A 22,640-nucleotide genomic window follows, 5' to 3' on the forward strand; every position below is an offset into this window, starting at 1 on the left:
CCGGCCATCCACGACAGAGCCTCGCCGCTCGAGACGTGGATGCCCGGCACAACGCCGGGCATGACGACTCAGAATTTGTCGCGTTTCCGGACCCTCGAAACAATGCCCCTCGATCTCGTCTTCAAGAACGTCCGCCTCGTCGGCCGTGAGGCGCCGTGCGACCTCGGCGTCGCGGACGGCCGCATCGTCGCGATCGAGTCGCGCATTGCGGCGGACGCGCCCGTGGAGGACCTCGGCGGGCGGCTCGCGGTCGCCGGCTTCGTCGAGACCCACATCCATCTCGACAAGTCCTGCATCCTCGACCGCTGCCGGAGCGAGCAGGGCACGCTCGCCGAGGCGATCGCCCAGGTGGCGGCGGCCAAGCGGGACTTCACCGAGGACGACGTCTACACCCGCGCGAAACGGACCCTGGAGAAGGCGATCCTGCAGGGCACGACCCGCATGCGCACCCATGTCGAGGTCGACCCGCGCATCGGGCTGACGAGCTTTCGGGCGATCCGTCGGCTGAAGCGCGACTATGCCTACGCGATCGATCTCGACGTCTGCGTCTTTCCGCAGGAGGGGCTGCTCAACGATCCGGGGGCCGAGGAGCTTCTGGTCCAATGCTGCGAGGAGGGGGCCGACACGATCGGCGGCTGCCCCTACACGGACGCGGACCCGCACGGCCAGATCGCCCGCATCTTCGCGATCGCCAAACGCTACGATCTCGACGTCGACTTCCATCTCGACTTCGATCTCGATCCGACCTGGACTCATCTCGACGAGGTGTGCCGCCAGACCGACCGCTTCGGCTGGGGCGGGCGCGTCGCCATCGGCCACGTGACCAAGCTCTCGGCCATGCCGGAGGCGGCGCGGGCGGCGGCGGCCCGAAAGCTCGCCGATGCGGGCGTGGCGCTGACCGTGCTGCCGGCGACCGACCTGTTTCTCATGGGCCGCGGCCACGACCACGATGTGCCGCGCGGCGTGACGCCCGCTCATCGCCTGGCGGCGCAGGGCGTCACCTGCTCGATCGCCACCAACAACGTGCTCAACCCGTTCACGCCGTTCGGCGACTGCTCGATGGTGCGGATCGCGAACCTGTACGCCAACGTCGCCCAGCTCGGCCGCGCCGCCGAGCTGGAGACCTGCCTCGACCTGATCACCGCGGCGCCGGCGCGGCTGATGAACCTTGCCGACTACGGCATCGCGGTCGGCAACCCGGCCGACCTCGTTGTGCTCGACGCGCAGGATCCGGCCGGCGCGATCGCCGAGCTCGCCGTGCCGCTCGCCGGCTGGAAGCGCGGCCGCCGCACGTTCTCCCGCGCGCCTGCCGTGCTGCATCGGGAGTGCGTTCCGGCCGGGTGAGGCGGCGCGCTTGCGCGAGGCCGGCCGCGCCCGATACCTTCGCCGGGCCTCTGGTCGAAGCGTGGTCGCAATGCTGGTCGTCGGTTCCCTGCTGCTCTTCGCCGTCGTCGTTCTCGCGGCGTCGGCGCTGCTCACCTGGCGGCTCGGCCGCACCATCGAGAAGGAGAACCCGCCGGTCGGCCGCCTGATCGACACCGGCCCGGCCCGCATCCACCTCGTCGACCTGAAGCCGGAGGCGCCAGCCCCGACCGACGTCCCTTCGGCCGGCGCCCCGCCGGCCGTGCTGCTGCTGCACGGCGCCAATGTCCAGCACACCGACATGCGGGTCGCGCTCGGCGACCGGCTCGCCCGCCGCCTGCGCGTCCTGCTGCCGGACCGTCCGGGGCAGGGCTGGTCGGGGGAGGGCGGTCCGGAGGTCTCCGACCCCGGCCATCAGGTGGCGCTGATTCGCACCGCCGTGGAGACGGTGGGGGCGGGCCCGCTGATCGTCGTCGGCCATTCGCTCGGCGGCCTGATCGCGCTGCGCTACGCCCTCGACGAGCCCGGCGCCGTGAAGGGCCTCGTGCTGATCAACCCGACCACGCATCCGCGCCCCGGCGGGCTGCCCTGGTTTCAGCGGGTCGCCGAGGTGCTGTTCGTCGGCCCGCTGATCTGGACCGTGCTGCTGCCCGCGACCCTGCCGATGATGGACCGGCTGGTGACGCGGCTGTTCCGGCCGGAGCCGCCGAGGCGCGACTACGCCGCCCGCACGGCGCTGGCGCTGGCGCTCACCCCGCGGCGGTTCCGCAACAGCATGACGGAGTATTCAGATCTCCGCGACCACCTCGTCGCGGTCGCGCCGCGCTATCCCGACGTCACGGTGCCGACCGTCGTGGTCGTCGCCGAGGCCGATCCGATCGTGCCGGCCGCCCTGCACGGCGAGGTGCTGGCCAAGGTGCTGCCGCATGGCCGCCTCGTGCGCATCCCGGCGGCCGGCCACATGGCCCACCATCGCCATGCCGAGGTCATCGCGGCCGAGATCGAGCGGCTCGCCGGTCTGCCGCCGGCCTGAGTCGCCGTGGCGCCGGGCCGTCGCCGCCCGGCGCCGGCGCAGCCGCGTCGGCGGCTCCGCGGACGACCAGATTCCCTTGCGGTCCGCCGTGTCGGCCTTGCCAAGGGGGCGGGGATCATGCATCTAGAGCCCGTGGCGACCCGGTTACGGGCTGCCGCGTCCTCGTCCGGAGGAGTGTAGCTCAATTGGTCAGAGCACCGGTCTCCAAAACCGGGGGTTGGGGGTTCGAGTCCCTCCACTCCTGCCAGCGAGAGCCGGCGACCGCCCTCCCGACAGCCGTATCGTCCTGACACCGTCCCGACGCTGACACCGTCCCGACAGCGATCGCCCGGTCGCCTCCGCTCGCCCGACAGCGACGTCCGATCGCGTCACGCGGGACGGGAGCCTGCGCGGCCCTGGACCCTGGGCTCGTGGTCCGCGACGGTCGTCTCGGGGCATCGAGTCGTGTAATATTTCTGGGTCTTTCGGCTTACGCTGCGCCGGCACATCCGCGTGGACGGCTCGTCCGCTTGGGCTATGCCGTTGCAAACAAAGTGGTAATTTTTTCCTTCCGAACGAGGTGCGAGATTTTGGGGGGGTTGTGCTAAACGCGGTCTAGTCAACTCAGGGTATTGTGGGCGGTTGCCTTTGCGGGAGACCGTGCCGGATCAACCTTGAAGTCGGGGCGGGGCGATGGCCGTAGAAGCCGCAATGCTTCGGGGACGTGACGCTGACCGCGACGCACAGGCGGCGAACCGCGAGGCGCCGGCTGGCCGCGTCGCGCGTCGGCTGTTCGTCCATATCGGCGGATTCGATCCGGAGCCTCCGGAGCGGGTCTATCGGCGTTTCGCCCGCGAGACGGGACGCTTTCGGCGAGCCTGGTCGGTCCTCACGGTGATGACCGAGCCTGAGCACCGGCCGGACGGTGCCGACTGGACGGTCGAGACCACCGGGCGAAACTGGCGGGTGACGACCCGGGTCCGGCTCTTCCGCTGGGACGATCTGCTGGACGCGTATGCGGCCGCCCCGTGGTGGAAGCGCATGGGCCGCGGGATGCTCGCGTGCCTCGACTTCGTGGCCGGCGGTGCCCTCCACCGCTATCTCCGGACCGCCTGGCGCTACGCTCTGTTCTTCCTATACCCGCCCCTCACCGTCCTCGCCTTCGCCGTCGCGGCCGGCTTCGGCGGGGCGGCGCTGGGCCGCGCGACCGATTCGGCTCTCGCCGGCGTGCTTCTCGGCGCGGCCGTCTTCGGCGCGCTGCTGTACGGGCCGGGCCGGTGGTTCAAGCTTCCGCTGGCATTCGACGACTGGACCTTCGCGAGCGCCTATGTCCGGGTTCCGCCGCAAGTCCTGGCGGACCGGCTCGACCGCCTCGCGGCCGACCTCGTTGCCGCGACGCGCGACGGCGAGTTCGACGAGATCGTCGTGCTCGGCCACAGCCTCGGCGCGGTGCTCGCCATCGACGCGATCGACCGTGCGCTGGCGCTGGCGCCCGATCTCGGGCGCACTGGACCACCCGTGGGGCTGGTCACGGTCGGCTCGTCCGTCCTCAAGATCGCGCTGCACGGCCGGGCCGTCCGCTTCCGCGCGGCGCTCGCCCGGGTCTCGGTCGCGGACGGACCCTTCTGGGTCGAGTATCAGGCGCTGAGCGACGTGATGAACTTCTACAAGACCGACCCGGTCGGCGATGCGGGGCTGGTGCCGAGCGGGCGGCCGCTGGTGCGCGTGGTGCGAATCAGCCGGATGCTGGACCCGGCCTATTACCGGCGCATCTGGGGGCGGTTCTTCCGCCTGCACTGCCAGTTCGTCCGCGGCAATGATCGGCGCACCGCCTACGACTATTTCATGCTGGCCTGCGGACCGCTCGCCGTGCGAGAGACGGCCTGCCTGCCGGATGGTCCGGCCTCGGCGTTCGCGACCGACGGATCGTTGATCGAGAGAGCGCCGGCGAACGCCGCGGCCGATGTGGCCGGCTCGGAGATGATGTTGGCGCGATGACGCTGCTTCTCGCGAAGCTCGCCTACGGCGCGCTCGTCGTCGGCTGGTTCATCATTCGCTACCCGTATGCGCGGCGCGCCCGGCGGACGCCGGTCGCGTCAAGCCGCCGCGGTCTGCGAGAAAACCTCCTTCTGAGCGTCTCGCTGACCGGCCTCGGGCTGCTTCCGATCCTGTATGTCGCGACCGGCATGCCGCGCTTCGCCGACTACCCGTTCCAGCCTGGTCTCGCGGCCTTGGGCGTCCTCGTGACCATCGCCGCCCTGGTGATGTTCCGGCTCTCCCACAAGGCACTCGGCCGCAACTGGTCGATCAGCCTCGACGTCCGCGACCGCCACACGCTGGTGACCGACGGAATCTATCGCTGGGTCCGCCACCCGATGTACACGGCCTTCTGGCTGTGGGCGCTCGCGCAGGCCCTCCTGCTGCCCAACCTGATCGCCGGTCCGGCCGGGCTGGTCGGCTTCGGCATTCTCTTCTTCGGGCGCGTCGGCAGCGAGGAGCGGATGATGCTGGATGCGTTCGGCGACCAGTACCGTGCCTACATGGCGCGCACCCGGCGCGTCATCCCGCTGGTCTACTGACCGCCGGTCGGCGCCCTGGCGGCGATGTCCACCTGACGCTAGGCGCTGTCTCGCAGACCGAATCGTCGAAGCCCCGCCGCTCCGGCCGGAACCGTCGCCGAATTGTCCCCAAGCGTCGACAGGTCCCCTCCGTCCTTCGAGCCGTCAGGCTACGCGCGGGAGCCGGGCTCACACGCCTCGGTCGAACGGGTTTCCTCACTCGTTATCATGGGCTTCCCCGGCGTCCTTCGAACCGTTCGTCGTGCAACTAGCACGCGCGTGCTCAGGGCTAGCCGTGCCCGGGAAGCGTGTCTTCGGTGCAACAATACTTTCGGAATGCGCTCCCCGAAGGGCCTTTTCGGGCTATCGATGGTTGCGCCGCCCGATGTCTTGCACGACCCTTCGGCAGCTCACGGATACGTGGGTACATGGGGAAAGATCACGGGGGCTCACATGTTGAAACTCGCAGTCATCGCATCCGCCAGTCTCGCCTTGGTCGGCTCGGCGTTCGCCGCCGACATGCCGGTCCGCCAGCCGCCGCCGCCGGTCGCCGCCGTCGGCAAGGCTCCGATCGGCAAGGCTCCGATCGGCAAGTCGCCGATCGGCAAGGCTCCGATCGGCAAGGGCCCGGTCGTCGCGAAGTACTGAGACAGGTCTCGGGCCGGCCGATCGCTCGGCCGGCTCGCTCTTCTCGGCCGGTCATGACCGACCGCTGCAAGACACTCCGCTGCAAGACCCGGGACCGCTGGTCGACGAGCTCGACCTGCGGTCCCGCAGCACCCGGTGCCGCGAGCCAGGAGGCCTCGATGTTCGACCTTTTCAATCGCAAACGTCTCGTCGCGATCGTCGCCGGCCTGTCCGCGGTCGTCCTGTCGACCGGCATCGCGATCGATGCCGCCAAGGCGCAGGGAACCCCGCTGACGCGGGTCTCCGCCGTCGGGCAGGTGGACGGCGACGTCGCCGCGCCGCGCCCGCCCAAGCCGGCCGCCAAGTCCGGTGGCCGCTACTATGTCGATTTCCGCGCCCGCACCGCGGCGAGCTACGGTCACGCCTTCATCTGGTACGGCAAGTCGGGGCAGCGCGCCGTCGAGGTGGCCGGCCTCCATCCGGCGACCGACAGCGTCATTCCGTACATCCTCGGGCACATCCTCCCGGTGCCGGCCGAGACCGGCAAGAGCTACGGCGATCTCGACGAGCAGTACCTGACCGCGAGCTACCGGGTGTACCTGACGGACGCCGAGGCCCAGAAGGTGTTCGCCTACATCAAGCGCAAGCAGGCCACCACGCTGGTGTGGAACGCCGCGACCATCAACTGCGTCGCGTTCATCTCCGACATCGCCCAGTACATGGGGCTCGAGGTGCCGAGCTCGAACCTGCTGTACCCGGAGGATTGGGTGAACCGCCTGCGCGCGCTCAACCGCGGCCGCAAGGTGACGGTCAGCGCGGACTCGGCCGGATTCCAGAGCGACGCCCGCTGAAGGGCCGGGGCCGGGTGCGGCGCAAGCCCGCCACATGGCCGGAAGGACCGAAATTCCGACGGCTCGCCCTCCGGGCGAGCCGTCGGCGTTCGGGGGTCGGGCGAGGCGCCCGAGTGGGTGTGATCGGCGACGTTCGACTGTTCTTCGAGCCTTGAATTTCCCGGAGAAAATCGCGCCCAGGCGGGCCCGGATCGGCCGGGTTCTGTTGACGGCTCCGCCCGAACGTGTAAAACGAGCCGACCTAGACGTTCGAAGTTTCGGACGAGTCTGCAGGGACCGCCCCGATTTCGATTGCGATCCGAGCCTCCTGGCGTCTGGAATCCCTCAACTCCAGCCTGGTCTGAGCGTCGCCGATCGCACAGCCCGGCCTGGGGGCGGCTCTCGCCGCAGAGAGTCCGTGAGGAGAGGGAGCTGACGGCGATCCGGCCGTCGCCCGCGCGGCTTTTCACGCATTTTGGGACGATCGGAAGAGGCGATGGCGAAGGTTAGCCCGTTCAAGTTCTTGCAGGAGGTCCGCTCGGAGACCGAGAAGGTCACCTGGCCGACCCGGCGGGAGACCGCGATCACCACCTTGATGGTGTTCGTGATGTCGGCGAGCGCCGCCATCTTCTTCCTGCTAGCCGATCAGGTCATCCGGTTCGGCGTGACGCTCGTGCTCGGGATCGGACGCTGACGCGGCGGATGATGGACATGAGCAAGCGCTGGTACATCGTTCACGCCTATTCGAATTTCGAGAACAAGGTCGCCGAGTCGATCCGCGAGCAGGCGCGCCAGCGCCATCTCGAACACCTGTTCGACGAGATCCTGGTGCCCAAGGAGAAGGTCCAGGAGGTGCGCCGCGGCCGCAAGGTCGATTCGGAGCGCAAGTTCTTCCCGGGCTACGTGCTGGTGAAGATGGACCTCACCGACGAGGCCTACCACCTCATCAAGAACACCCCGAAGGTCACCGGCTTCCTCGGCAGCGACAACAAGCCGATGCCGATCTCCGAGGCCGAGGCCGGCCGCATCCTGCACCAGGTGCAGGAGGGGATCGAGCGGCCGAAGCCGACCGTCTCGTTCGAAATCGGCGAGCAGGTGCGGGTCTCCGACGGGCCGTTCGCCTCGTTCAACGGCGTGGTCGAGGAGGTCGACGACGCCCGCTCGCGCATCAAGGTCGCGGTGTCGATCTTCGGTCGCGCCACGCCGGTCGAGCTGGAGTTCGGGCAGGTCGAGAAGGTCTGACCGTAACGTCCTGTTAACCATCGAAATTCGTCGAACGGCCGGGGCTCGCCCCGGCCGTTTTGCTGTTGGGCTTCTGCGACGGTGGTTCCGAAGGCCCTGCTAAGGCCTTAAAATCCTTCAAGGACCAGCTTGCCGCGGGTGCGGCCGCTCTCGATCAGGGCATGGGCGCGACGCAGCGTCGCCGCGTCGATGCGCCCGAGCGTCTCGGTCGCCGTGGTCGCGACGCGACCGGCATCGACCAGATCGGCCACCGCGTCGAGCAGCCGATGCTGCTCGATCATGTCCGGTGTCCCGAACAGCGGTCGGGTGAACATCAGCTCCCAGTGCAGCGAGGCGCATTTGCGTTTCAGCTTGCGCACGTCGATCGGTCCCGGGTCGTCGATCAGGCCGAATCTGCCCTGCGGCGCGATCACGTCGGCGATCGTGTCGAAGTGCTGGTCGGTGCTCGTGGTGGAGAAGATATAGGGCACGGTGGCATGCCCGATGGCGGCGAGCTGCGGCGCCATCGGCTGGGAATGATCCACGACATGGTGGGCGCCGAGTCCGCGGACCCAATCGGCGGTCTCGGGGCGCGAGGCGGTGGCGATGACGGTGACGTCGGTGAGGGCGCGGGCGAGCTGGATGGCGATCGAGCCGACGCCCCCGGCGCCGCCGATCAGCAGCAGGGCGGGGCCTCCGTCGCTGCCGCCCCGGCTGCGCGGAATGCCCAGACGGTCGAACATCATCTCCCAGGCCGTGATGGCCGTCAGCGGCAGCGCCGCGGCGGCCGCGAAGCCCAGCCGTCTCGGCTTGCGGCCGACGATCCGTTCGTCGACCAGGTGGAACTCGGCATTGGTCCCGGGACGGGCGATCGAGCCGGCGTAGAAGACCTCGTCGCCTGGCCGGAACAACGTGACGTCCGGCCCGGCCGCCGCCACCACGCCGGCGGCGTCGTAGCCGAGAACGACGGGCGTTCCAGTGGTTTCGGTCCGCTTCCTCATTTTGGTGTCGACCGGGTTCACCGACACGGCCTTCACCTCGACCAGGAGGTCGCGTCCGGTCGGCTCCGGCCGTTCGAGGGTCAGGTCGATCAGCGATTCGGGGTCGTCGATGGGCAGCGAGCGGGTGAAGCCGACGGCACGCATGAGGTCTCTCCAGGAGGCGGGGTCTCAGGGAGCGGTCTCGACGAGCCCGCTCTGCACGCGTTGAGCTTGTCGCTACGTCCCAAGAACGCAAGAATGCACTTTTCGAGCTCTAAGGGACCGGGAGGATACCGTGCCGAAGCCGTCCCGGACGTACGACTGCGGTCCCGGCTGCCCCGTGGAGGCGACGCTCGATCTGATCGACGGCAAGTGGAAGGGCGTCGTCCTCTATCACCTGCTCGACGGCTGCCTGCGCTTCAACGCGCTGCGCCGCAAGCTGCCCGGCGTCACCCAGCGGGTTCTCACCCGCCAGCTCCGCGAGCTGGAGGAGACCGGGCTGATCGTCCGAACCGTCTATGCCGAGGTGCCGCCCCGGGTGGAGTACCGGTTGTCCACGCGGGGCGAGAGCCTGCGCACCGTGATCCTGGCCCTGAAGGCGTGGGGCGACGCCTATCTGGCCGAGCGCGCGGCGAACTCAAAGGCGGAGGCGGCGCCGTCGGAGGCCGGCCCCCTTGTCTCCGACCCGGTCCCGGGATAGAGAACCGCCACCCCGTCGCCGGCCCCGCGCCGACGGCGGTGTCGATACGTGGGAGGAGGGACGGTTCGCCGACCGCCCTTGATCCGCACCACGAACCCTGCGAGCCGGCGGTGCCGGCGCGAAGGACTTTGCCATGGCGAAGAAAATCACAGGATACCTGAAGCTTCAGGTGCCGGCGGGAGCGGCCAATCCGTCTCCGCCGATCGGCCCCGCGCTCGGTCAGCGCGGCCTCAACATCATGGAGTTCTGCAAGGCGTTCAACGCCCAGAGCCAGCAGATGGAGAAGGGATCGCCGATCCCGGTCGTCATCACCATCTATGCCGACCGCTCCTTCACGTTCGAGATGCGCACCCCGCCGGTGTCGTACTTCCTCAAGAAGGCGGCCGGCATCCAGTCGGGTGCCAAGGCGACCGGCCGCGACTTCGTGGGCTCAATCACCCAGGCCCAGGTGCGCGAGATCGCCGAGAAGAAGATGAAGGACTTCAACACCGACAACATCGAGTCGGCGATGCGCATGATCGAGGGCTCCGCCCGGTCCATGGGCCTGAGCGTGAAGGGCTGATCCGATGGCTGAACATGGAAAGCGCGTGGTCGCCTCCCGCGAGGGCATCGACCGCAACAAGCTCTACTCGCTCACCGAGGCCGTGAGCCTGGTCAAGGCGCGGGCCACCGCCAAGTTCGACGAGACGATCGAGATCGCCATGAATCTCGGTGTCGATCCGCGTCACGCCGACCAGATGGTGCGTGGCGTCGTCACCCTGCCGAACGGCACCGGCCGCACGCTCCGCGTCGCCGTGTTCGCGCGCGGCGCCAAGGCCGACGAGGCCCGCGCGGCGGGCGCCGACGTGGTCGGCGCCGAGGATCTGGTCGAGCGCGTCCAGGGCGGCAACATCGACTTCGATCGCTGCATCGCCACCCCGGACCTGATGCCGCTGGTCGGTCGCCTCGGCAAGGTGCTCGGCCCGCGCGGCATGATGCCGAACCCGAAGGTCGGCACCGTCACCATGGACGTCAAGGGCGCCGTCGCCGGCGCCAAGGGCGGCTCGGTCGAGTTCCGCGTCGAGAAGGCCGGTATCGTGCACGCCGGCGTCGGCAAGGCGTCGTTCGAGGCCGACAAGCTGGTCGAGAACATCAAGGCGTTCGCCGACGCGGTGTCGCGGGCGAAGCCGGCCGGCGCCAAGGGCCAGTACATCAACCGGATCGCCATCTCCTCGACGATGGGCCCGGGCGTGAAGGTCGAGCCGGGCACCGTCCTGGCCGCGGCCGCGGCCGCGCAGCACTGACGACCCCAACGCGGGCGTCTTCCGCGCGCGCGAAGAACGACGAACGGCCGGGCCAGTCCCGGCCGTTTCGATTCGCGCAACACGGTTCGCCTCTGTGGATCGGCCGGAATTGTGTCCGCTCGTCGCCATAGTCTGGGCGGGAATGCGCGCATGATACGGTCGACAGCGTTGGCCCATCGCCGCGAAGCCATTAAGACTCCGTCAATGATCGATTGTCCTCGACGGATTCGCGCTCCGGCACCCGCATCGGCCGATCTGCAGACCCGGAGGTGCCCGGCGTGACCCTGTGCCGAGTGACCCTGTGCCGCGTATCGACCCTGTTTCTGATCGCCGTGCTGGCGCCGCTCGCCGGCGCCGCGCGGGCGCAACAGACGACCATCACGACGGGCTTCGTGGTGCGCATGCCGATGCCGCTCGCGGCCGTGCCGCGGCCGGACGCCGAGCGCCCCACGCTGGTCGGGCACGGCCTTTCCTTCACGCGCCGCGGCACGCCGATGGCACAGCCCGGCCGCGCCGGGCTGCTCATGGAGTGCCGCCAGGGCACGCTCGAGCTGCTCGCCCTCGACCTCGACTGGCCGCCCGACTCGGAGCCGGTCGGCGACGTCGACGTGACGGTCCTGCTCGATCAGGTGGCGAGCCCGGAGCGCTGGCGCATTCTCGGCAACGCCTACGCGCCGCCCGACCCGGCGGCGCTGCTGGAGCGCTTCCGCACCGCCCGCAGCTTCGCCCTGCAGGTGCGCACGAGCGGTGGCGAGCGCGAGCTCAGCTTCGATTTGCGCGGCGTCTCCGCCGCCGCCGGCCAGCTCCGCGCCAACTGCGCCAACTGAGTCGGGCGCCGCTCCAAAGGGCTTGCGCCCGATCCGTCACGCCTTCGGCAGGCCGCCGCGCTCGAACACCGGCGTGTCGTCGTCGCGGTCCTCCTCGCCGGGGCCGGTGGCGATGTCCTCGGCGGCGCGACGCGTCGCCTCCTCGGTCTCGCTCAGCCCGTCCGCGGTCTCGTCGGCGCCGGTTCCGGGCTGGTGCGCGCCCGTCACGGCGCTGCGCGGCACAGCGCCGACGTCCTGCCGGCGGGTCTCGTCGTCGACGTCGGTGCGATCGGCCGGATCGCGTTCGGCCGAGCGGCCGCCGGGCGTCTCCAGCAGAGGCCGGTCGGCATCGCTCACCTGGCCCTGATCGGCGAAGCCCTTTCCGGGCGGTCTCGCGCGCGTCTCGTCACGGTCCATGCGGGGTCTCCCTGTCCCGGGGAAACCCGTCGCCGGAGAGGCCGTTCCGTCACGCCGGCAGGCCCCGGCGACGGCGTGACGGCGGGCTGCGGCCGGATCAGGCGCCGAAGGCGCTGCGGAGCGCGCGGCTGAGCGCGAAGGCGTAGTTGTGGAGATTGGCGTCGGCGAGGGCGGGGAGGTCGGCGATCATCTCCTCGCAGGCCTCGAGCCGCATGCTGCCGAGGTCCGGGGGGCGCTCGGCGAAATCCTTCGACACTTCGGTCAGGATCAGGGGCGGGGACTTCAGGCCGCCGAGCACGACGCGGCTGACGCCGCGCTCCGGATCCGAGATCACGGCGGCGATCGCATCGGCCGATTCGCTGACCGTCCGGGTGACCTTGTAGTAGCCCCAGCGGGCCCGCTTCGACGACCGCGGCAGGCTGATCGACGTGACGATCTCGGCGGCGCCGAGCGCGTTGGTGAACGCCTCCGGATAGAAGCGGGTGATCGGGATGCGGCGCTCGCCCTCCGGCGACAGCGTCACCATGGTGGCGTCGAGCGCGACGAGGGCGGTCGGCCAGTCGGCGCAGGGGTCGGCCCAGCACGCGGTGCCGCCGAGCGTGCCGCGGTTGCGGACGTCGCGGTGGGCGATGCCGTGCGCCACATAGGGCAGCATGCCGGCGACCGGGTCGGGCACCAGCCCGTCCTCGATCATCGCATGGGTCACCATGGCCCCGACCATGACCGTGTCGCCGTGCGCCTCGATCATGCGCAGCTCGGTGGCCTGGCCGAGATCGACGAGCACGTGCGGGACCGTCGAGCGCAGGCTCATCTGCGGAATCAGCGACTGCCCGCCCGCCATGACCACGCCGCGCTCGCCGCACTGGGCCAGCACGTTGACGGCCTCCTCGGCGCAGAGCACGCGGACATAATCGAATTGCGCCGCGTCCATGCAGACGTCCAGCGAGGGTTCCTTCATGGGTCGCCTCCCGGCCGGCAGCGCGCCCGATCCTCACGATCCGACGGCCCGACATCGATTGCCCTGACGGGCGAGGCCGACGGGATCGGCATTCTCCGCCGCGCGAAGCTCGGGTTGCGATCTCCGCCGGCATGTCTCGTTGCGCGAACCGGGGCCGCGGGACGTGGCGCGTCTGAAAACAGGAAGGTCCAGCGATCCAACACGGTCCCGAGCCGGCTCGTCACGAAACAGTCCGAGGTCGCGACCCGGATTGTCCCAGCTCTCATAGAAGACAGGTGTTTGTCAATTTGTCAGAACACGGCCTCCGTCCGGTGTTCTGGACAGCGGTTCGGAAGCCCCCGATCCGCCGTGTCGCATGGCGTTCCGAAAGCGGATGCCGGCGCACCGCCGAGGCGCGAATCGTTCAGGCGGAGCCGCCCACGGTCGACAGGGCGGTGCGCCGCTTGCGGCTCGGCCGTGCTGTGACGTCGATCACAGCGTTCGAATCGGCATGCTTCGCCGTCGCGGTCGGCGTCGCCACCTTCAAGGCGAAATAGTCGATGGTCGACCGCAGCCCGTCCTCCAGCGCGATGCGCGGCTGCCACCCGAGTGCACTCGCAGCGGCCGTGATCTCCGGCTTGCGCCGACGCGGATCGTCCTGGGGGAGAGGATGATAGGCGAGGCGCGAGCGCGAGCCGGTCTGCGCCAGCACCATGTCGGCGATCTCCTTCACCGTGACCTCGCGCGGATTGCCGAGGTTTAACGGCCCGGTGACCGTGTCGTCGCTCTCCATCAGCAGCTCGAGCCCGTCGAGCAGATCCTCGACGTAGCAGAAGGAGCGGGTCTGCGAGCCGTCGCCGTAGAGCGTGATCGGCTGGTTGCGCAGCGCCTGCACGACGAAGTTGGAGATCACCCGCCCGTCGTTCTCCAGCATGCGCGGGCCGTAGGTGTTGAAGATGCGGGCGACCTTCACGGACACGCCGTGGACGCGCCGATAATCGAAGAACAGCGCTTCGGCGCAGCGCTTGCCCTCGTCGTAGCAGGCGCGCGGACCGACCGGGTTGACGGCGCCGCGGTAGCTCTCCGGCTGCGGATGGATGTCGGGATCGCCGTAGACCTCGCTGGTCGAGGCCTGGAGGATGCGGGCGCCGGTGGTGCGGGCGAGCTCCAGCGCATGGATGGCGCCGAGCACGCAGGTCTTTACGGTGCCGATCGGATCGCGCTGATAATGCGGCGGGGAGGCCGGGCAGGCGAGATTGTAGATGCGATCGACCGGGCCCTCGATGGCGAGCGGCTCGCGCACGTCCGCCTTGACGAAGCGGAAGTTGCGGTGGTTGGAGAGCGGCCGGACGTTGTCGAACCGGCCCGTGTACAGATTGTCCACGCAGGTCACGGCGTGGCCCTTGTGGACGAGCCGGTCGCACAGGTGTGAGCCGATGAATCCGGCTCCGCCGGTCACGACGATGTTCAGGCTTCCGCTCGGGGGCACGCGCGCTCTCCTTTTTTGGTCTCGCGTCTGTCGGGTCCTGCGTCGTCTCGGCCGAGGATCGCGTCGGTGGCCCGAGGCTGGCCGGGCCGGAGGGATCTCGATGTACAAACCCCATGCGGGCGACGAGAGTTCCTGATCACGTCGTCAGGCCACCGCGCCGACCGTTCTCGACGCGCCGCTGCGCACCCGTGCGGCCCGCGCTTCGGCGTGGTGATCCTCGAGCGCGCGGGCGCGCTCGCGCGCCGTGTGACAGGCGAGCGTCCGTCTGCGTGCCGCCGCCGCGATATCGCGCCGGCGCTCCTCCGGCATGTCGCGCAGGATCGCCATGGCCTCCGCGGTCGTGTCGGCGATCAGGATCTCGGAGCCCGGCGTGTAGAACGCGTCGAGCCCGGCCCAGCGATCCGAGATGACCGGCACGCCGCAGGCCCCGGCCTCGAACAGCCGCACGCTCGGCGACCAGCCGGCCGCGATCATGTCGGCCCGGGTGACGTTGAGGGTGAAGCGCTGGCCGCAGTAGAAGCGGGCGTGCTCCTGCGGCGGCAGGTGATCGATGCGGGCGACGTTCGCGGGCCAGTCGAGCGCGTCCGGATATTGCGGCCCGGCGACCGCGAAGCGCTGTGCCGGCAGGCGCCGCGCCGGCTCGACCAGCAGCCGGTCGAGCGTCGGCTGGCGGTCCGGACTGTAGGTGCCGACATAGCCGAGCGCGAGATGCGGAACGACGTCGTGCGGCATGTGCAGCTCGGGATCGACGGCGCAGTAGAGCGGCCGCGCCGCGCGCGCCCCCCAGGTCTCCTCGATCAGCTCCAGCACCGGGCCGCCCGTGAACGACAGGTAGAGATCGAAACGCGGCACCAGTGCCGGCGCGATGTAGTCGGTGCCGCCCTGCTCGAGGCGCCGCAGGGTCACGGGCGTGTCGATGTCGTAGAAGGCCGTGATGCCGCGGGCCTCGGTGGTCAGCCAGTCGGCGATGGCGACGCCGTCCGGCACGAAGGAGCCGAGAATCACGAGGTCGGCGTCGCGCACCAGGCCGCCGTGCCGGCGCGGCAGCTCGGCGAGCGAGTCGTACAGCTCCACCCGGCACCACGCGGGCCGGTGCAGATCCCGATGCTCGCGGTACCACGCGACGTCGCGTTCCAGGAAGGTCACGCGGTGGCCCCGTTCGGCCAGCGCCTTGATCAGCGCCCGATACGTGGTGGCGTGGCCGTTGCCCCAGGACGACGTGATCGAGAGGCCGAGGACGACGATGTCGAGCGTCATTCCGCGGCCTCCCGCCCGAGCGACAACGGCCGCACCGGAACGCCGAGCCGGTCCAGCACGGTGCGGGCGCGGTGCGCGTAGGTGTGCTCGGCGAGCACGCGCTCGCGTCCGGCGGCGCCGATGCTCTTCGCCCGCGTCTCGTCGAGCCCGTCGAGCAGCGCGGCGACCTCGGCCCCCGAGTCGGCGACGAGGATCTCGCGCTCCGGCTCGAGGAACCGATCGATGCCCTCCCAGCGGTCGGTGATCAGGCAGGCGCCGGCGCCGGCCGCCTCGAACACGCGGGTGGGCGGCGAGAAGCCGTAGCGTGCCATGCTGGCGCGGTTGACGTTGAGGGTGGCGAGCGATGAGCAGAAGAAGGCGTTGTGATCGACGCTGCCGACGTGACCGAGGCGGCGCACGTTCGCCGACACAGGCTTGTCCTCCCAGCCGGCGCCGCCGAGCAGGAAGCTCTTCGCCGGCAGCCGCGCCGCGGCATCGAGGAAGAAGTCTTCGACGCGGGCCTCGCGGTCCGGCAGACGGTTGCCGAGAAAGCCGAGATCGCAGCGCCATTCGTCGCGTGCCGCGACCGGGTGGTGGGTGTCGGGATCGACCGCGTTGTAGATCGGCACGCAGGCGCGGGCGCCGAGCGCCATGTAGGCCTGAACGACCGGGTCGCCGCCGCCGTAGGTGAAGACGAGATCGTAGCGCGGCACGGCGCCGCGCAGATGATCGTCGGGGTTTGCCGCGACGGCGTCGAGCGTCGCCGGCGCGTCGACGTCCCACCAGGCGCAGGCGGCGCCGGGGCGCACCGCGTCCGGCACGGCGATCTCCAGCTCGCGGTCGAACACGCCGACGCCGCTCGCCTTGACCAGCAGATCGGCGTCGTGCGCCGCCTCGTCGAGCGCTCGCCGCCAGCCGTCCGCGGTCGCCGGGTAGACGACGACGCGCGCCCAGGGCGGATCGACGATGTCGCGGTGCTGCTGGCGCTGATAGGCGTCGGGCTCGTAGAAGACGACGTCGACGCCGTGCGCGGCGAGGGCCTTCAGGAGCCCGCGATAGTAGGTGGCGGCCCCGTTCCAGTAGGAGGAGACGAGGCTCGATCCGAAGAAACGCAATCTCATGACACGGCGATCCTGGCGGGTGCGGTTTCGGCGGGCGCGCCGAGGATCGGCGCGGCGGGACGGGCGGACGCGGCGGGCATGCGGTCTCCTCGAACCGAGGCGACGATGTCGAGGAGCGCGGCGACGCGATGGGCGCAGGTGTGGCGCGCGCGGATCGCGGCGAGCCCGGTGCGGGCGAGGCTTTCGGCCTGGTCCTGGTCGCGCAGCACGGTGGCGAGTGCCGCCGTCATGCCGTCGCGGTCGCGCACCTTCAGATAGCTGCCGTCGGGAAAGAGACCTTCGGCTTCGTCCCAGGGCGCGCTGACGAGCGGGATGCCGCAGGCCAGCGCCTCGAACATCCTGATGGTCGGGATGCCGCGCAGCGCCTCGGCATAAGGCCGGCGCGGCACATGCACGGTGACGCGGGCGCGGGCGAAAGCCTCGGGCGCGCGGTGGTTGGGGAGCCATCCGGCATAATCGATGCCCCGTGCGACGAGCTCTGCGCGCGCCGCTTCGGGCCAGCGTACGCCGTGCACGCGCGCCGAAAGCCCGAGCGTCGCTATCGGCTCCATCAGGTAGGTCTTGAGTTCCACGTCGCGTTCGCCGTCGCCGTAATTGCCGATGAAGACGAGATCGCGGTCCGTTTCACGAGCGAGTGGCCGGAACAGCGCCGTGTCGGCGGCCTCGTGCCAGGTGAAGACCCGGCGGCCCCAGCCGCGCTTCAGATAGACCTCGCGCAGAACCTCGCCGAAAGCGAGGACGCCGTCGTAGCCGTCGAGATCGAACCGTCCGATCTCGTCCGGCGCCGTGACGGCGCGGTGATGCGTGTCGTGGAAGAACAACAGGAAGCGGCAGTCGGCGGCACGGCGCGCGCCCAGCGCGGCGATCAGGCGGGGCTCGTTCCACTCGTGCGCCAGGACGAGGTCGGCGCCGTCGAGCGCGCGATCAAGATCGGGGCCGGCGGCATCGTAGCGATGGAGCCCAACGCCCGGCACGAGCCGGTCGGCCGGCGCGAGCGCTGCCGGGCCGCCGTCGGCGAGCGCGTTGGTGCGGCTCCACCCGTCGGCCGGCTCGTGAACGTCGACCGCGTGGCCGGCGCGCAGCAGCTCGCGCGCGATGCCACGCAGGAAGTGGGCGTTGCCGTGGTTCCAGCAGGATTCGAGCGAGTGACAGAAGATCACCACCTTCATGCCACGGCCTCCGGCGTCAGCGAGGCCGCAATGGCCGTGCGGCGCGCATCGCCCGCGATCAGCGTCTGGTGGAGGCTCTCGATGCGGTCGGTCATCGCGTCCACCGTGTAGGTCGCGGCGCGTGCCTGCGCCGCCCGTCGCAACGCGCCCCGCCGCGCCGGTTCGGCGGCCAGCGCCGTCACGGCGGCGGCGAGCGCGGACGGCGCATCGGTCGGCACGAACGCGGCGGCGCCGTCCCACAGCTCGCGCAGCGTCGGGATGTCGGACAGCACCAGCACGGCGCCGCAGGCGGCCGCTTCGGCGATGGTCAGGCCGAACGGCTCGTACCGCGCCGGCGCGACGAAGATTTCGGCGGCCTGCATCTCGGCGTGCAGGGACGCCTGATCCAGCATCCCCAGCAGCGTCACGGTGTCCGGTGCCGCGAGTGTGGGCCCGCCGTCCGGCGCCGTCGTGGCCCCGGCGATGCGCACCGCCCAGGGCAGGGTGGGGGCGGCCGCGAGCAGCGTGTCGATCCCCTTCGCCTCGTCCCACAGACGGCCGGCGGCGAGCACGACGGGGCGGCGGGCGCGGCGCGACGGTGGGTCGGGCATGGCGATGCCGTTCGGGATCACGGCGCCGTCGCGCAGCGGCGCATAGAGCGACGTGATCAGATCGCGGAACGCGCGGGTCGGCGCCGCCCACGCATCGGCGGCCGCGAGGCCGGCCGCGACATTGTCGAGATAGGGCCGCCAGCGCGGCGCGTCGGGCTCGCCGCCGCGGCAGGCCCGCCACCACGAGCGCACGCAGGAATGCGCGACCACGAGGGCCGGCACGCCGAACCGGATCGTCGCCTCGCGAAAGCCGCCGAGCTGGACGATGTCGGGCGCCCACTCTTCGGCGATCGATCCGAGAACGTCGCGCGCACGGGGAAGGTCGTGCCCCTCCGGGTCCATCCATTCGAGGGAGAGATCCGTCGTCACCAGCTCTACACCGTCGGTCGCCGACAGCGCCGCGCGTTGCGCGGGACCCGGCTCGGGGCCGAGCGTCACCAGCAGAACCGTGTGACCACGTCCGGCGAGGGCCGCGGCTAGGGTGGTCGCATAGGTCCACACGCCGCCGACCGCATCGGCGGTCATCAGCACGCGGCGGCGCGGCGGCGTCATGCGCAGCACTCCAGTTCGTGGAGCGGCTTCGGGCGCTCCTCCTGGATGTCGCTGAAGCCCGCGAACTGAGCGAGGTACCAGGCGTGCGCGCGCTCCCAGGCGTCGTCGTCGGGTTCGCCCCACATCTTTCGGTAGTCCGGCGCGCCGGGGTAGGGGAACAGCGGCACGGGATCGTTCGCCCATACGCCGGCGGCCCGCATGGTGTCACGCCAGCGCTGCACGGTCTCGTCGTCGTCCTGCGGCACCTCGATCAGGTTGGCCTGGACGAACGGGATGTGACGCTTGGCGGCGAGAAGCCGCTCGGCGAGCTCGTCGGTCGTGAGCCGGCATTTCTTCGCCAGCGCGTCGCGGCCCTCCGGCGAAAGGCTCTCGACGCCGGCCTCGACCGAGACGCAACCGGCGCGGCCGAGCAGCGCGAGCTGGTCGGGCTTCCACAGGTCGATGCGAGTCTGGACGCCGAACGTCAGACCGCGGCCGACGAGTCCTTCCAGAAGCTCGGGATTGGGCAGGAAGATCTCGTCGATGAAGTAGATGTACTCGACGCCCTGCCGTTGGAGACGCGACACTTCCTCCAACACCGGGGCGGCCGGGCGGCGGCGGTAGCCGTTACGGAAGTTCTCCTTGGCGCAGAACGTGCAGTTGTAGGGACAGCCGCGCGACGCCTCGACCTCGGCACCGGGGCCGGAGGGCTCGGTATCGAAACGGTGGTGATGATGCCGGTGGCGGGCGATGAAGGCGTCGGGCCAGGCCAGCGGCGCCATGTCGACGAAGCGCGCCGCCTGCGGACCGCCCTGGACCCGGATCGCACCGTCCTCGTGATAACAGAGCCCCGGCACGCCGTCGCGCTCGCCGGCGGCGAGGCGAACGAGCGTCTCTTCGGCCTCTCCCATCACCACGACATCGACGGCGAGCTTGGCCAGCGCGGCGCGCGGCGTCGTCGAGCCGTGCGGCCCGATCGCGACGAGAAGCGGCGCGAGATCGCGCAGCACCCGCGCCGTCTCCTGCGGCACGCGCAGCTCGGGCGGGGCGCAGCGCCAGAACAGATAGGTCGGCGCCGTCGTGATCACGATCATGTCGGGCGCCATGGCGCGGACCCGATCGGAGAGTTCGGAAAGAGACAATCCGAACAGATGCGCGTCGACGATGGTGGTCTCGTGCCCCGCGGCGTCGAGAAGCTGCGCCGCGCAACCGAGCTCGATCGGCAGGTGCGGCGCCCGGCAGCCGAAATAGATGCTGCCGTCGTAGCGCCAGGGCGGGTTGACGAGCGCCACCCGCATCACGCCACCAGTCCGCGGCGCTCGAGCTCGGCGGTCGCGTGCTCGACCTGGTCGACCGCGATCTCGGTCGCCAGCCACTCGGCGAGCTCGGTCAGGCCCGCCTGGAAATCGACCTGCGGGGCGTAACCGAGGCGGTCGCGGCTCTTGCTCAGGTCGGCGAAGCAGTGGCGGATGTCGCCGGTGCGGAACTTGCCCGTGATGTGGGGGGCGAGATCGCTCGCGCTCATCACGGCGGCGAGGTCGTGCGCGACCGACGTGATGGTGCGGCTGTGGCCGGAGCCGACATTGAACACCTCTCCGATCCCGGTCTCGGTGGTCAGCGCGAGCAGGCAGGCGCGCGCGACGTCGCGCACATGGACGAAGTCGCGCCGCTGCGCGCCGTCCTCGAACACCAGCGGCGGCCGCCGGTTGAGGAGCCGCGCCGCGAAGATCGCCAGCACGCCCGTGTAGGGATTCGACAGCGCCTGGTGCGGCCCGAACACGTTGAAGAAGCGCAGCGCGACGGTGGGAATGCCGTAGGCGCGACCGGTGATCAGCGCCATCCGCTCCTGGACGTACTTGTTGAGCGCATAGATCGAATTGAGGGCGGGATGCTTGGTCTCCGGCGTCGGCACCGCTTCGAGGGCCGTGCCGTCGTGATCCTCGGGCTCCCAGCGGCCGCGACGGAGCTGCTCGACGCTGCGGTCCGCGGGCTCGACCAGCGCACCGTCCGGCCGCCGCGCGAGACCCTCGCCGTAGACGCTCATCGACGAGGCGACGACCAGCCGCTCGACCGGCCGGCGAAGCAGCTCCTCCATCAGCACCGCGGTGCCGCGGTCGTTGGTGTCCGTGTAGGAGACGATCTCGTACATGCTCTGGCCGACGCCGACGGCGGCGGCCAGATGGATCACGACGTCGGTATCGGCCAATAGCTTCGACACGATTTCAGCATCGCGGACGTCGCCGACGATCAACTCGGCGTCGGGCGAGAGATGGCGGGGCCGTCCGGCGTCGCGCACCTCGGGGCCGTGCACCTGCGGGTCGAGAGTGTCGAGAACTCGAACCTGATCACCACGCTCGAGCAGGAGGTCCGTCACATGGGACCCGATGAATCCCGCCCCGCCGGTCACCAGCACACGCCGCGCCATCGTCTCTCCCTTTCGTCGACCTGACGGTGGGCGAACGCGACGTCCGGATCATTGTTCCTGCACGAAGGTGTGGCGGCACCGAATCGGTACGCTGCTGACATCTCACGCGTGAGGGTCGGTCAGCGGACATACATCGATGTGTTTGATCACCAGAGCCGCGATGGCCGCGTAGGTTGGCAGCGCCCCCAGCGGTGCGGGCGCGGGTCCATACGTCAGCACCGGCACCTGCTCGCGAGTGTGATCTGTGCCGGGCCAGGTCGGGTCGCAGCCGTGGTCGGCCGTGATCACGACGAGATCGTCGGTGCGCAGCCGCGCGAGCAGTGCCGGCAGGCGACGGTCGAACGCCTCCAGCGCGGCCGCGTAGCCGGCGACGTCGCGACGATGCCCGTAAAGGCTGTCGAAATCGATGAAGTTGGCGAACAGGAGCCCGCCGTCGGCGAGCGCGTCGGCGCCGTCGAGGGTGCGGTCGAACAGGGCGGCATTGCCGGTCGCCGGCCATTCGCGCCCGGTCCCGCGGTGGGCGAAGATGTCGCCGATCTTGCCGATCGTGATCACGTCGCGGTCCGCTGCGGCCGCGGCGTCGAGGATCGTCGGCCCCGGCGGCGGCACGGCGAAGTCCTTGCGGTTGCCGGTCCGCACGAAGTCGCTCGCCGAGGTGCCGGTGAACGGTCGGGCGATCACCCGGCCGATGGTCAGCGTGTCGACCAGCCGACGCGCGACGCGGCAGACCTCGTAGAGCCGCGCGAGCCCGAACGCCTCCTCGTGGGCGGCGATCTGAAACACGCTGTCGGCCGAGGTGTAGCAGATCGGCTTGCCGGAGCGGATGTGCTCCTCGCCGAGCGTCGCGATGATCTCGGTGCCCGAGGCGTGACGGTCGCCGAGGATGCCGGGGATGTGCGCCTCCCCACAGAGGGCCGCGATCAGGTCCGGCGGAAAGCTCTGGACGGTGTTCGGGAAGTAGCCCCAGTCGAACGTCACCGGGCAGCCGGCGATCTCCCAGTGGCCGGACGGCGTGTCCTTGCCGCGCGAGGTCTCGGTCGCGCAGCCGAAGCCGCCGATCGGCGGCGCGTCGGCGGCGAGCCCGGGCGGGACGCGGCCGGTCGCCAGCCGGCACGCTTCGCCTAGGCCGAGCCGGACGAGATTGGGCAGCATCAACGATCCGGCGCGCACGCCGTCGCGATCCGCCGCGCCGCGCGCGCAGGCCTCGGCGATGTGGCCGATCGTGTCGGCCCCGGCATCGCCGTAGCGGGCCGCGTCCGGCGCGCCGCCGATGCCGACCGAATCGAGAACCAGGACGAACGCGCGGGCCATGATCTCCCCGAAACCGGCGGCGTTGCGAGGTCCCT

General features: G+C 70.4%; 23 protein-coding genes and 1 tRNA gene. 13 read left to right on the plus strand and 11 right to left on the minus strand.

From position 1 onward, the window contains the following. The first annotated feature begins 102 nt into the window (after positions 1 to 102). The 9 genes from CCR97_RS05710 (at position 103) to nusG (ending at position 7,631) form a co-directional block, all read left to right on the plus strand. Entirely contained in the window at positions 103 to 1,344 is a 1,242-nt protein-coding gene (locus CCR97_RS05710; protein ID WP_111355506.1) for an amidohydrolase family protein, read from the plus strand. A 70-nt stretch (positions 1,345 to 1,414) separates the two neighbouring features. Continuing rightward, complete coding sequence (locus tag CCR97_RS05715; protein ID WP_111355507.1) at positions 1,415 to 2,395, plus strand: alpha/beta fold hydrolase; 981 nt, start codon at positions 1,415 to 1,417, stop codon at positions 2,393 to 2,395. 170 nt (positions 2,396 to 2,565) lie between these two features. After that, positions 2,566 to 2,642 (plus strand) — tRNA-Trp (locus CCR97_RS05720). 629 nt (positions 2,643 to 3,271) lie between these two features. After that, a complete protein-coding gene (locus CCR97_RS05725; RefSeq protein WP_146618644.1) occupies positions 3,272 to 4,372 on the plus strand; it encodes a hypothetical protein in 1,101 nt (366 codons plus the stop codon). Then, positions 4,369 to 4,953 carry a protein-S-isoprenylcysteine O-methyltransferase gene (locus CCR97_RS05730; protein ID WP_111355509.1) on the plus strand — a complete coding sequence of 195 codons (585 nt, stop codon included), beginning with the start codon at positions 4,369 to 4,371 and terminating at the stop codon, positions 4,951 to 4,953. Before CCR97_RS05725 ends, CCR97_RS05730 begins: the two co-directional genes overlap by 4 nt. 432 nt (positions 4,954 to 5,385) lie before the next feature. Then, a complete protein-coding gene (locus CCR97_RS05735; RefSeq protein ID WP_111355510.1) occupies positions 5,386 to 5,580 on the plus strand; it encodes a hypothetical protein in 195 nt (64 codons plus the stop codon). Between the two features lie 158 nt (positions 5,581 to 5,738). Continuing rightward, the gene (locus tag CCR97_RS05740; RefSeq protein ID WP_111355534.1) at positions 5,739 to 6,410 is read left to right on the plus strand and encodes a hypothetical protein; all 672 of its coding nucleotides are present in this window, start codon (positions 5,739 to 5,741) and stop codon (positions 6,408 to 6,410) included. Between the two features lie 475 nt (positions 6,411 to 6,885). Next, the gene (secE, locus tag CCR97_RS05745; RefSeq protein ID WP_111355511.1) at positions 6,886 to 7,083 is read left to right on the plus strand and encodes a preprotein translocase subunit SecE; all 198 of its coding nucleotides are present in this window, start codon (positions 6,886 to 6,888) and stop codon (positions 7,081 to 7,083) included. A 17-nt stretch (positions 7,084 to 7,100) separates the two neighbouring features. Continuing rightward, positions 7,101 to 7,631, plus strand: coding sequence for a transcription termination/antitermination protein NusG (gene nusG / locus CCR97_RS05750; RefSeq protein WP_111355535.1), 531 nt, complete (start codon positions 7,101 to 7,103; stop codon positions 7,629 to 7,631). 107 nt (positions 7,632 to 7,738) lie between these two features. On the opposite strand, the gene CCR97_RS05755 is transcribed toward nusG, so the two are convergent. Further along, complete coding sequence (locus CCR97_RS05755) at positions 7,739 to 8,755, minus strand: zinc-binding alcohol dehydrogenase family protein (protein WP_111355512.1); 1,017 nt, start codon at positions 8,753 to 8,755, stop codon at positions 7,739 to 7,741. Positions 8,756 to 8,885: 130 nt separating this feature from the next. On the opposite strand from CCR97_RS05755, the gene CCR97_RS05760 reads away from it, so the two are divergent. From CCR97_RS05760 to CCR97_RS05775, 4 genes are all read left to right on the plus strand, one after another. Then, positions 8,886 to 9,290, plus strand: a complete 405-nt coding sequence (locus tag CCR97_RS05760; RefSeq protein WP_111355513.1) for a winged helix-turn-helix transcriptional regulator — start codon at positions 8,886 to 8,888, stop codon at positions 9,288 to 9,290. Between the two features lie 133 nt (positions 9,291 to 9,423). Next, complete coding sequence (rplK, locus tag CCR97_RS05765; protein ID WP_111355514.1) at positions 9,424 to 9,852, plus strand: 50S ribosomal protein L11; 429 nt, start codon at positions 9,424 to 9,426, stop codon at positions 9,850 to 9,852. 4 nt (positions 9,853 to 9,856) lie between these two features. Further along, entirely contained in the window at positions 9,857 to 10,573 is a 717-nt protein-coding gene (gene rplA, locus CCR97_RS05770; protein WP_201159368.1) for a 50S ribosomal protein L1, read from the plus strand. Positions 10,574 to 10,851: 278 nt separating this feature from the next. Continuing rightward, positions 10,852 to 11,400: a hypothetical protein gene (locus tag CCR97_RS05775; protein ID WP_146618645.1), complete on the plus strand. Its 549-nt coding sequence runs from the start codon at positions 10,852 to 10,854 to the stop codon at positions 11,398 to 11,400. A gap of 36 nt (positions 11,401 to 11,436) precedes the next feature. On the opposite strand, the gene CCR97_RS05780 is transcribed toward CCR97_RS05775, so the two are convergent. From CCR97_RS05780 to CCR97_RS05825, 10 genes are all read right to left on the minus strand, one after another. Then, positions 11,437 to 11,796, minus strand: coding sequence for a hypothetical protein (locus CCR97_RS05780; protein ID WP_111355516.1), 360 nt, complete (start codon positions 11,794 to 11,796; stop codon positions 11,437 to 11,439). A gap of 97 nt (positions 11,797 to 11,893) precedes the next feature. Continuing rightward, on the minus strand, positions 11,894 to 12,754 hold the full coding sequence (locus tag CCR97_RS05785) for an FAD binding domain-containing protein (protein WP_111355517.1): 861 nt from the start codon (positions 12,752 to 12,754) through the stop codon (positions 11,894 to 11,896). A 403-nt stretch (positions 12,755 to 13,157) separates the two neighbouring features. Further along, positions 13,158 to 14,222 (minus strand): UDP-glucuronic acid decarboxylase family protein, encoded by a 1,065-nt coding sequence (locus CCR97_RS05790; protein WP_111355518.1) that lies wholly within the window; start codon positions 14,220 to 14,222, stop codon positions 13,158 to 13,160. A 144-nt stretch (positions 14,223 to 14,366) separates the two neighbouring features. Further along, entirely contained in the window at positions 14,367 to 15,479 is a 1,113-nt protein-coding gene (locus CCR97_RS05795) for a CgeB family protein (protein WP_111355519.1), read from the minus strand. Next, positions 15,476 to 16,579, minus strand: coding sequence for a CgeB family protein (locus CCR97_RS05800; RefSeq protein ID WP_111355520.1), 1,104 nt, complete (start codon positions 16,577 to 16,579; stop codon positions 15,476 to 15,478). The genes CCR97_RS05795 and CCR97_RS05800 overlap by 4 nt, the downstream gene beginning before the upstream one ends. Continuing rightward, positions 16,576 to 17,748 carry a CgeB family protein gene (locus tag CCR97_RS05805; protein WP_111355521.1) on the minus strand — a complete coding sequence of 391 codons (1,173 nt, stop codon included), beginning with the start codon at positions 17,746 to 17,748 and terminating at the stop codon, positions 16,576 to 16,578. The genes CCR97_RS05800 and CCR97_RS05805 overlap by 4 nt, the downstream gene beginning before the upstream one ends. Continuing rightward, positions 17,745 to 18,890, minus strand: a complete 1,146-nt coding sequence (locus tag CCR97_RS05810; RefSeq protein ID WP_146618646.1) for a glycosyltransferase family 4 protein — start codon at positions 18,888 to 18,890, stop codon at positions 17,745 to 17,747. Before CCR97_RS05810 ends, CCR97_RS05805 begins: the two co-directional genes overlap by 4 nt. After that, positions 18,887 to 20,167 carry a TIGR04295 family B12-binding domain-containing radical SAM protein gene (locus CCR97_RS05815; protein ID WP_111355523.1) on the minus strand — a complete coding sequence of 427 codons (1,281 nt, stop codon included), beginning with the start codon at positions 20,165 to 20,167 and terminating at the stop codon, positions 18,887 to 18,889. The genes CCR97_RS05810 and CCR97_RS05815 overlap by 4 nt, the downstream gene beginning before the upstream one ends. Continuing rightward, positions 20,167 to 21,294, minus strand: a complete 1,128-nt coding sequence (locus CCR97_RS05820; protein WP_111355524.1) for an NAD-dependent epimerase/dehydratase family protein — start codon at positions 21,292 to 21,294, stop codon at positions 20,167 to 20,169. Before CCR97_RS05820 ends, CCR97_RS05815 begins: the two co-directional genes overlap by 1 nt. Positions 21,295 to 21,396: 102 nt before the next feature. After that, the gene (locus CCR97_RS05825) at positions 21,397 to 22,605 is read right to left on the minus strand and encodes a phosphopentomutase (protein WP_111355525.1); all 1,209 of its coding nucleotides are present in this window, start codon (positions 22,603 to 22,605) and stop codon (positions 21,397 to 21,399) included. Positions 22,606 to 22,640: the final 35 nt, after the last annotated feature.

Source organism: Rhodoplanes elegans (assembly GCF_016653355.1).
Taxonomy (GTDB): domain Bacteria; phylum Pseudomonadota; class Alphaproteobacteria; order Rhizobiales; family Xanthobacteraceae; genus Rhodoplanes; species Rhodoplanes elegans.

What these genes read in the sequence shown, in the direction of transcription:
- CCR97_RS05710 (WP_111355506.1), top strand. Translation starts at nt 103, where the DNA reads ATGCCCCTCGATCTCGTCTTCAAGAACGTCCGCCTCGTCGGCCGTGAG.
- CCR97_RS05715 (WP_111355507.1), top strand. Translation starts at nt 1,415, where the DNA reads ATGCTGGTCGTCGGTTCCCTGCTGCTCTTCGCCGTCGTCGTTCTCGCG.
- CCR97_RS05725 (WP_146618644.1), top strand. Translation starts at nt 3,272, where the DNA reads ATGACCGAGCCTGAGCACCGGCCGGACGGTGCCGACTGGACGGTCGAG.
- CCR97_RS05730 (WP_111355509.1), top strand. Translation starts at nt 4,369, where the DNA reads ATGACGCTGCTTCTCGCGAAGCTCGCCTACGGCGCGCTCGTCGTCGGC.
- CCR97_RS05735 (WP_111355510.1), top strand. Translation starts at nt 5,386, where the DNA reads ATGTTGAAACTCGCAGTCATCGCATCCGCCAGTCTCGCCTTGGTCGGC.
- CCR97_RS05740 (WP_111355534.1), top strand. Translation starts at nt 5,739, where the DNA reads ATGTTCGACCTTTTCAATCGCAAACGTCTCGTCGCGATCGTCGCCGGC.
- secE (WP_111355511.1), top strand. Translation starts at nt 6,886, where the DNA reads ATGGCGAAGGTTAGCCCGTTCAAGTTCTTGCAGGAGGTCCGCTCGGAG.
- nusG (WP_111355535.1), top strand. Translation starts at nt 7,101, where the DNA reads ATGAGCAAGCGCTGGTACATCGTTCACGCCTATTCGAATTTCGAGAAC.
- CCR97_RS05755 (WP_111355512.1), bottom strand. Translation starts at nt 8,755, where the DNA reads ATGCGTGCCGTCGGCTTCACCCGCTCGCTGCCCATCGACGACCCCGAA.
- rplK (WP_111355514.1), top strand. Translation starts at nt 9,424, where the DNA reads ATGGCGAAGAAAATCACAGGATACCTGAAGCTTCAGGTGCCGGCGGGA.
- rplA (WP_201159368.1), top strand. Translation starts at nt 9,857, where the DNA reads ATGGCTGAACATGGAAAGCGCGTGGTCGCCTCCCGCGAGGGCATCGAC.
- CCR97_RS05780 (WP_111355516.1), bottom strand. Translation starts at nt 11,796, where the DNA reads ATGGACCGTGACGAGACGCGCGCGAGACCGCCCGGAAAGGGCTTCGCC.
- CCR97_RS05785 (WP_111355517.1), bottom strand. Translation starts at nt 12,754, where the DNA reads ATGAAGGAACCCTCGCTGGACGTCTGCATGGACGCGGCGCAATTCGAT.
- CCR97_RS05795 (WP_111355519.1), bottom strand. Translation starts at nt 15,479, where the DNA reads ATGACGCTCGACATCGTCGTCCTCGGCCTCTCGATCACGTCGTCCTGG.
- CCR97_RS05800 (WP_111355520.1), bottom strand. Translation starts at nt 16,579, where the DNA reads ATGAGATTGCGTTTCTTCGGATCGAGCCTCGTCTCCTCCTACTGGAAC.
- CCR97_RS05805 (WP_111355521.1), bottom strand. Translation starts at nt 17,748, where the DNA reads ATGAAGGTGGTGATCTTCTGTCACTCGCTCGAATCCTGCTGGAACCAC.
- CCR97_RS05810 (WP_146618646.1), bottom strand. Translation starts at nt 18,890, where the DNA reads ATGACGCCGCCGCGCCGCCGCGTGCTGATGACCGCCGATGCGGTCGGC.
- CCR97_RS05815 (WP_111355523.1), bottom strand. Translation starts at nt 20,167, where the DNA reads ATGCGGGTGGCGCTCGTCAACCCGCCCTGGCGCTACGACGGCAGCATC.
- CCR97_RS05820 (WP_111355524.1), bottom strand. Translation starts at nt 21,294, where the DNA reads ATGGCGCGGCGTGTGCTGGTGACCGGCGGGGCGGGATTCATCGGGTCC.
- CCR97_RS05825 (WP_111355525.1), bottom strand. Translation starts at nt 22,605, where the DNA reads ATGGCCCGCGCGTTCGTCCTGGTTCTCGATTCGGTCGGCATCGGCGGC.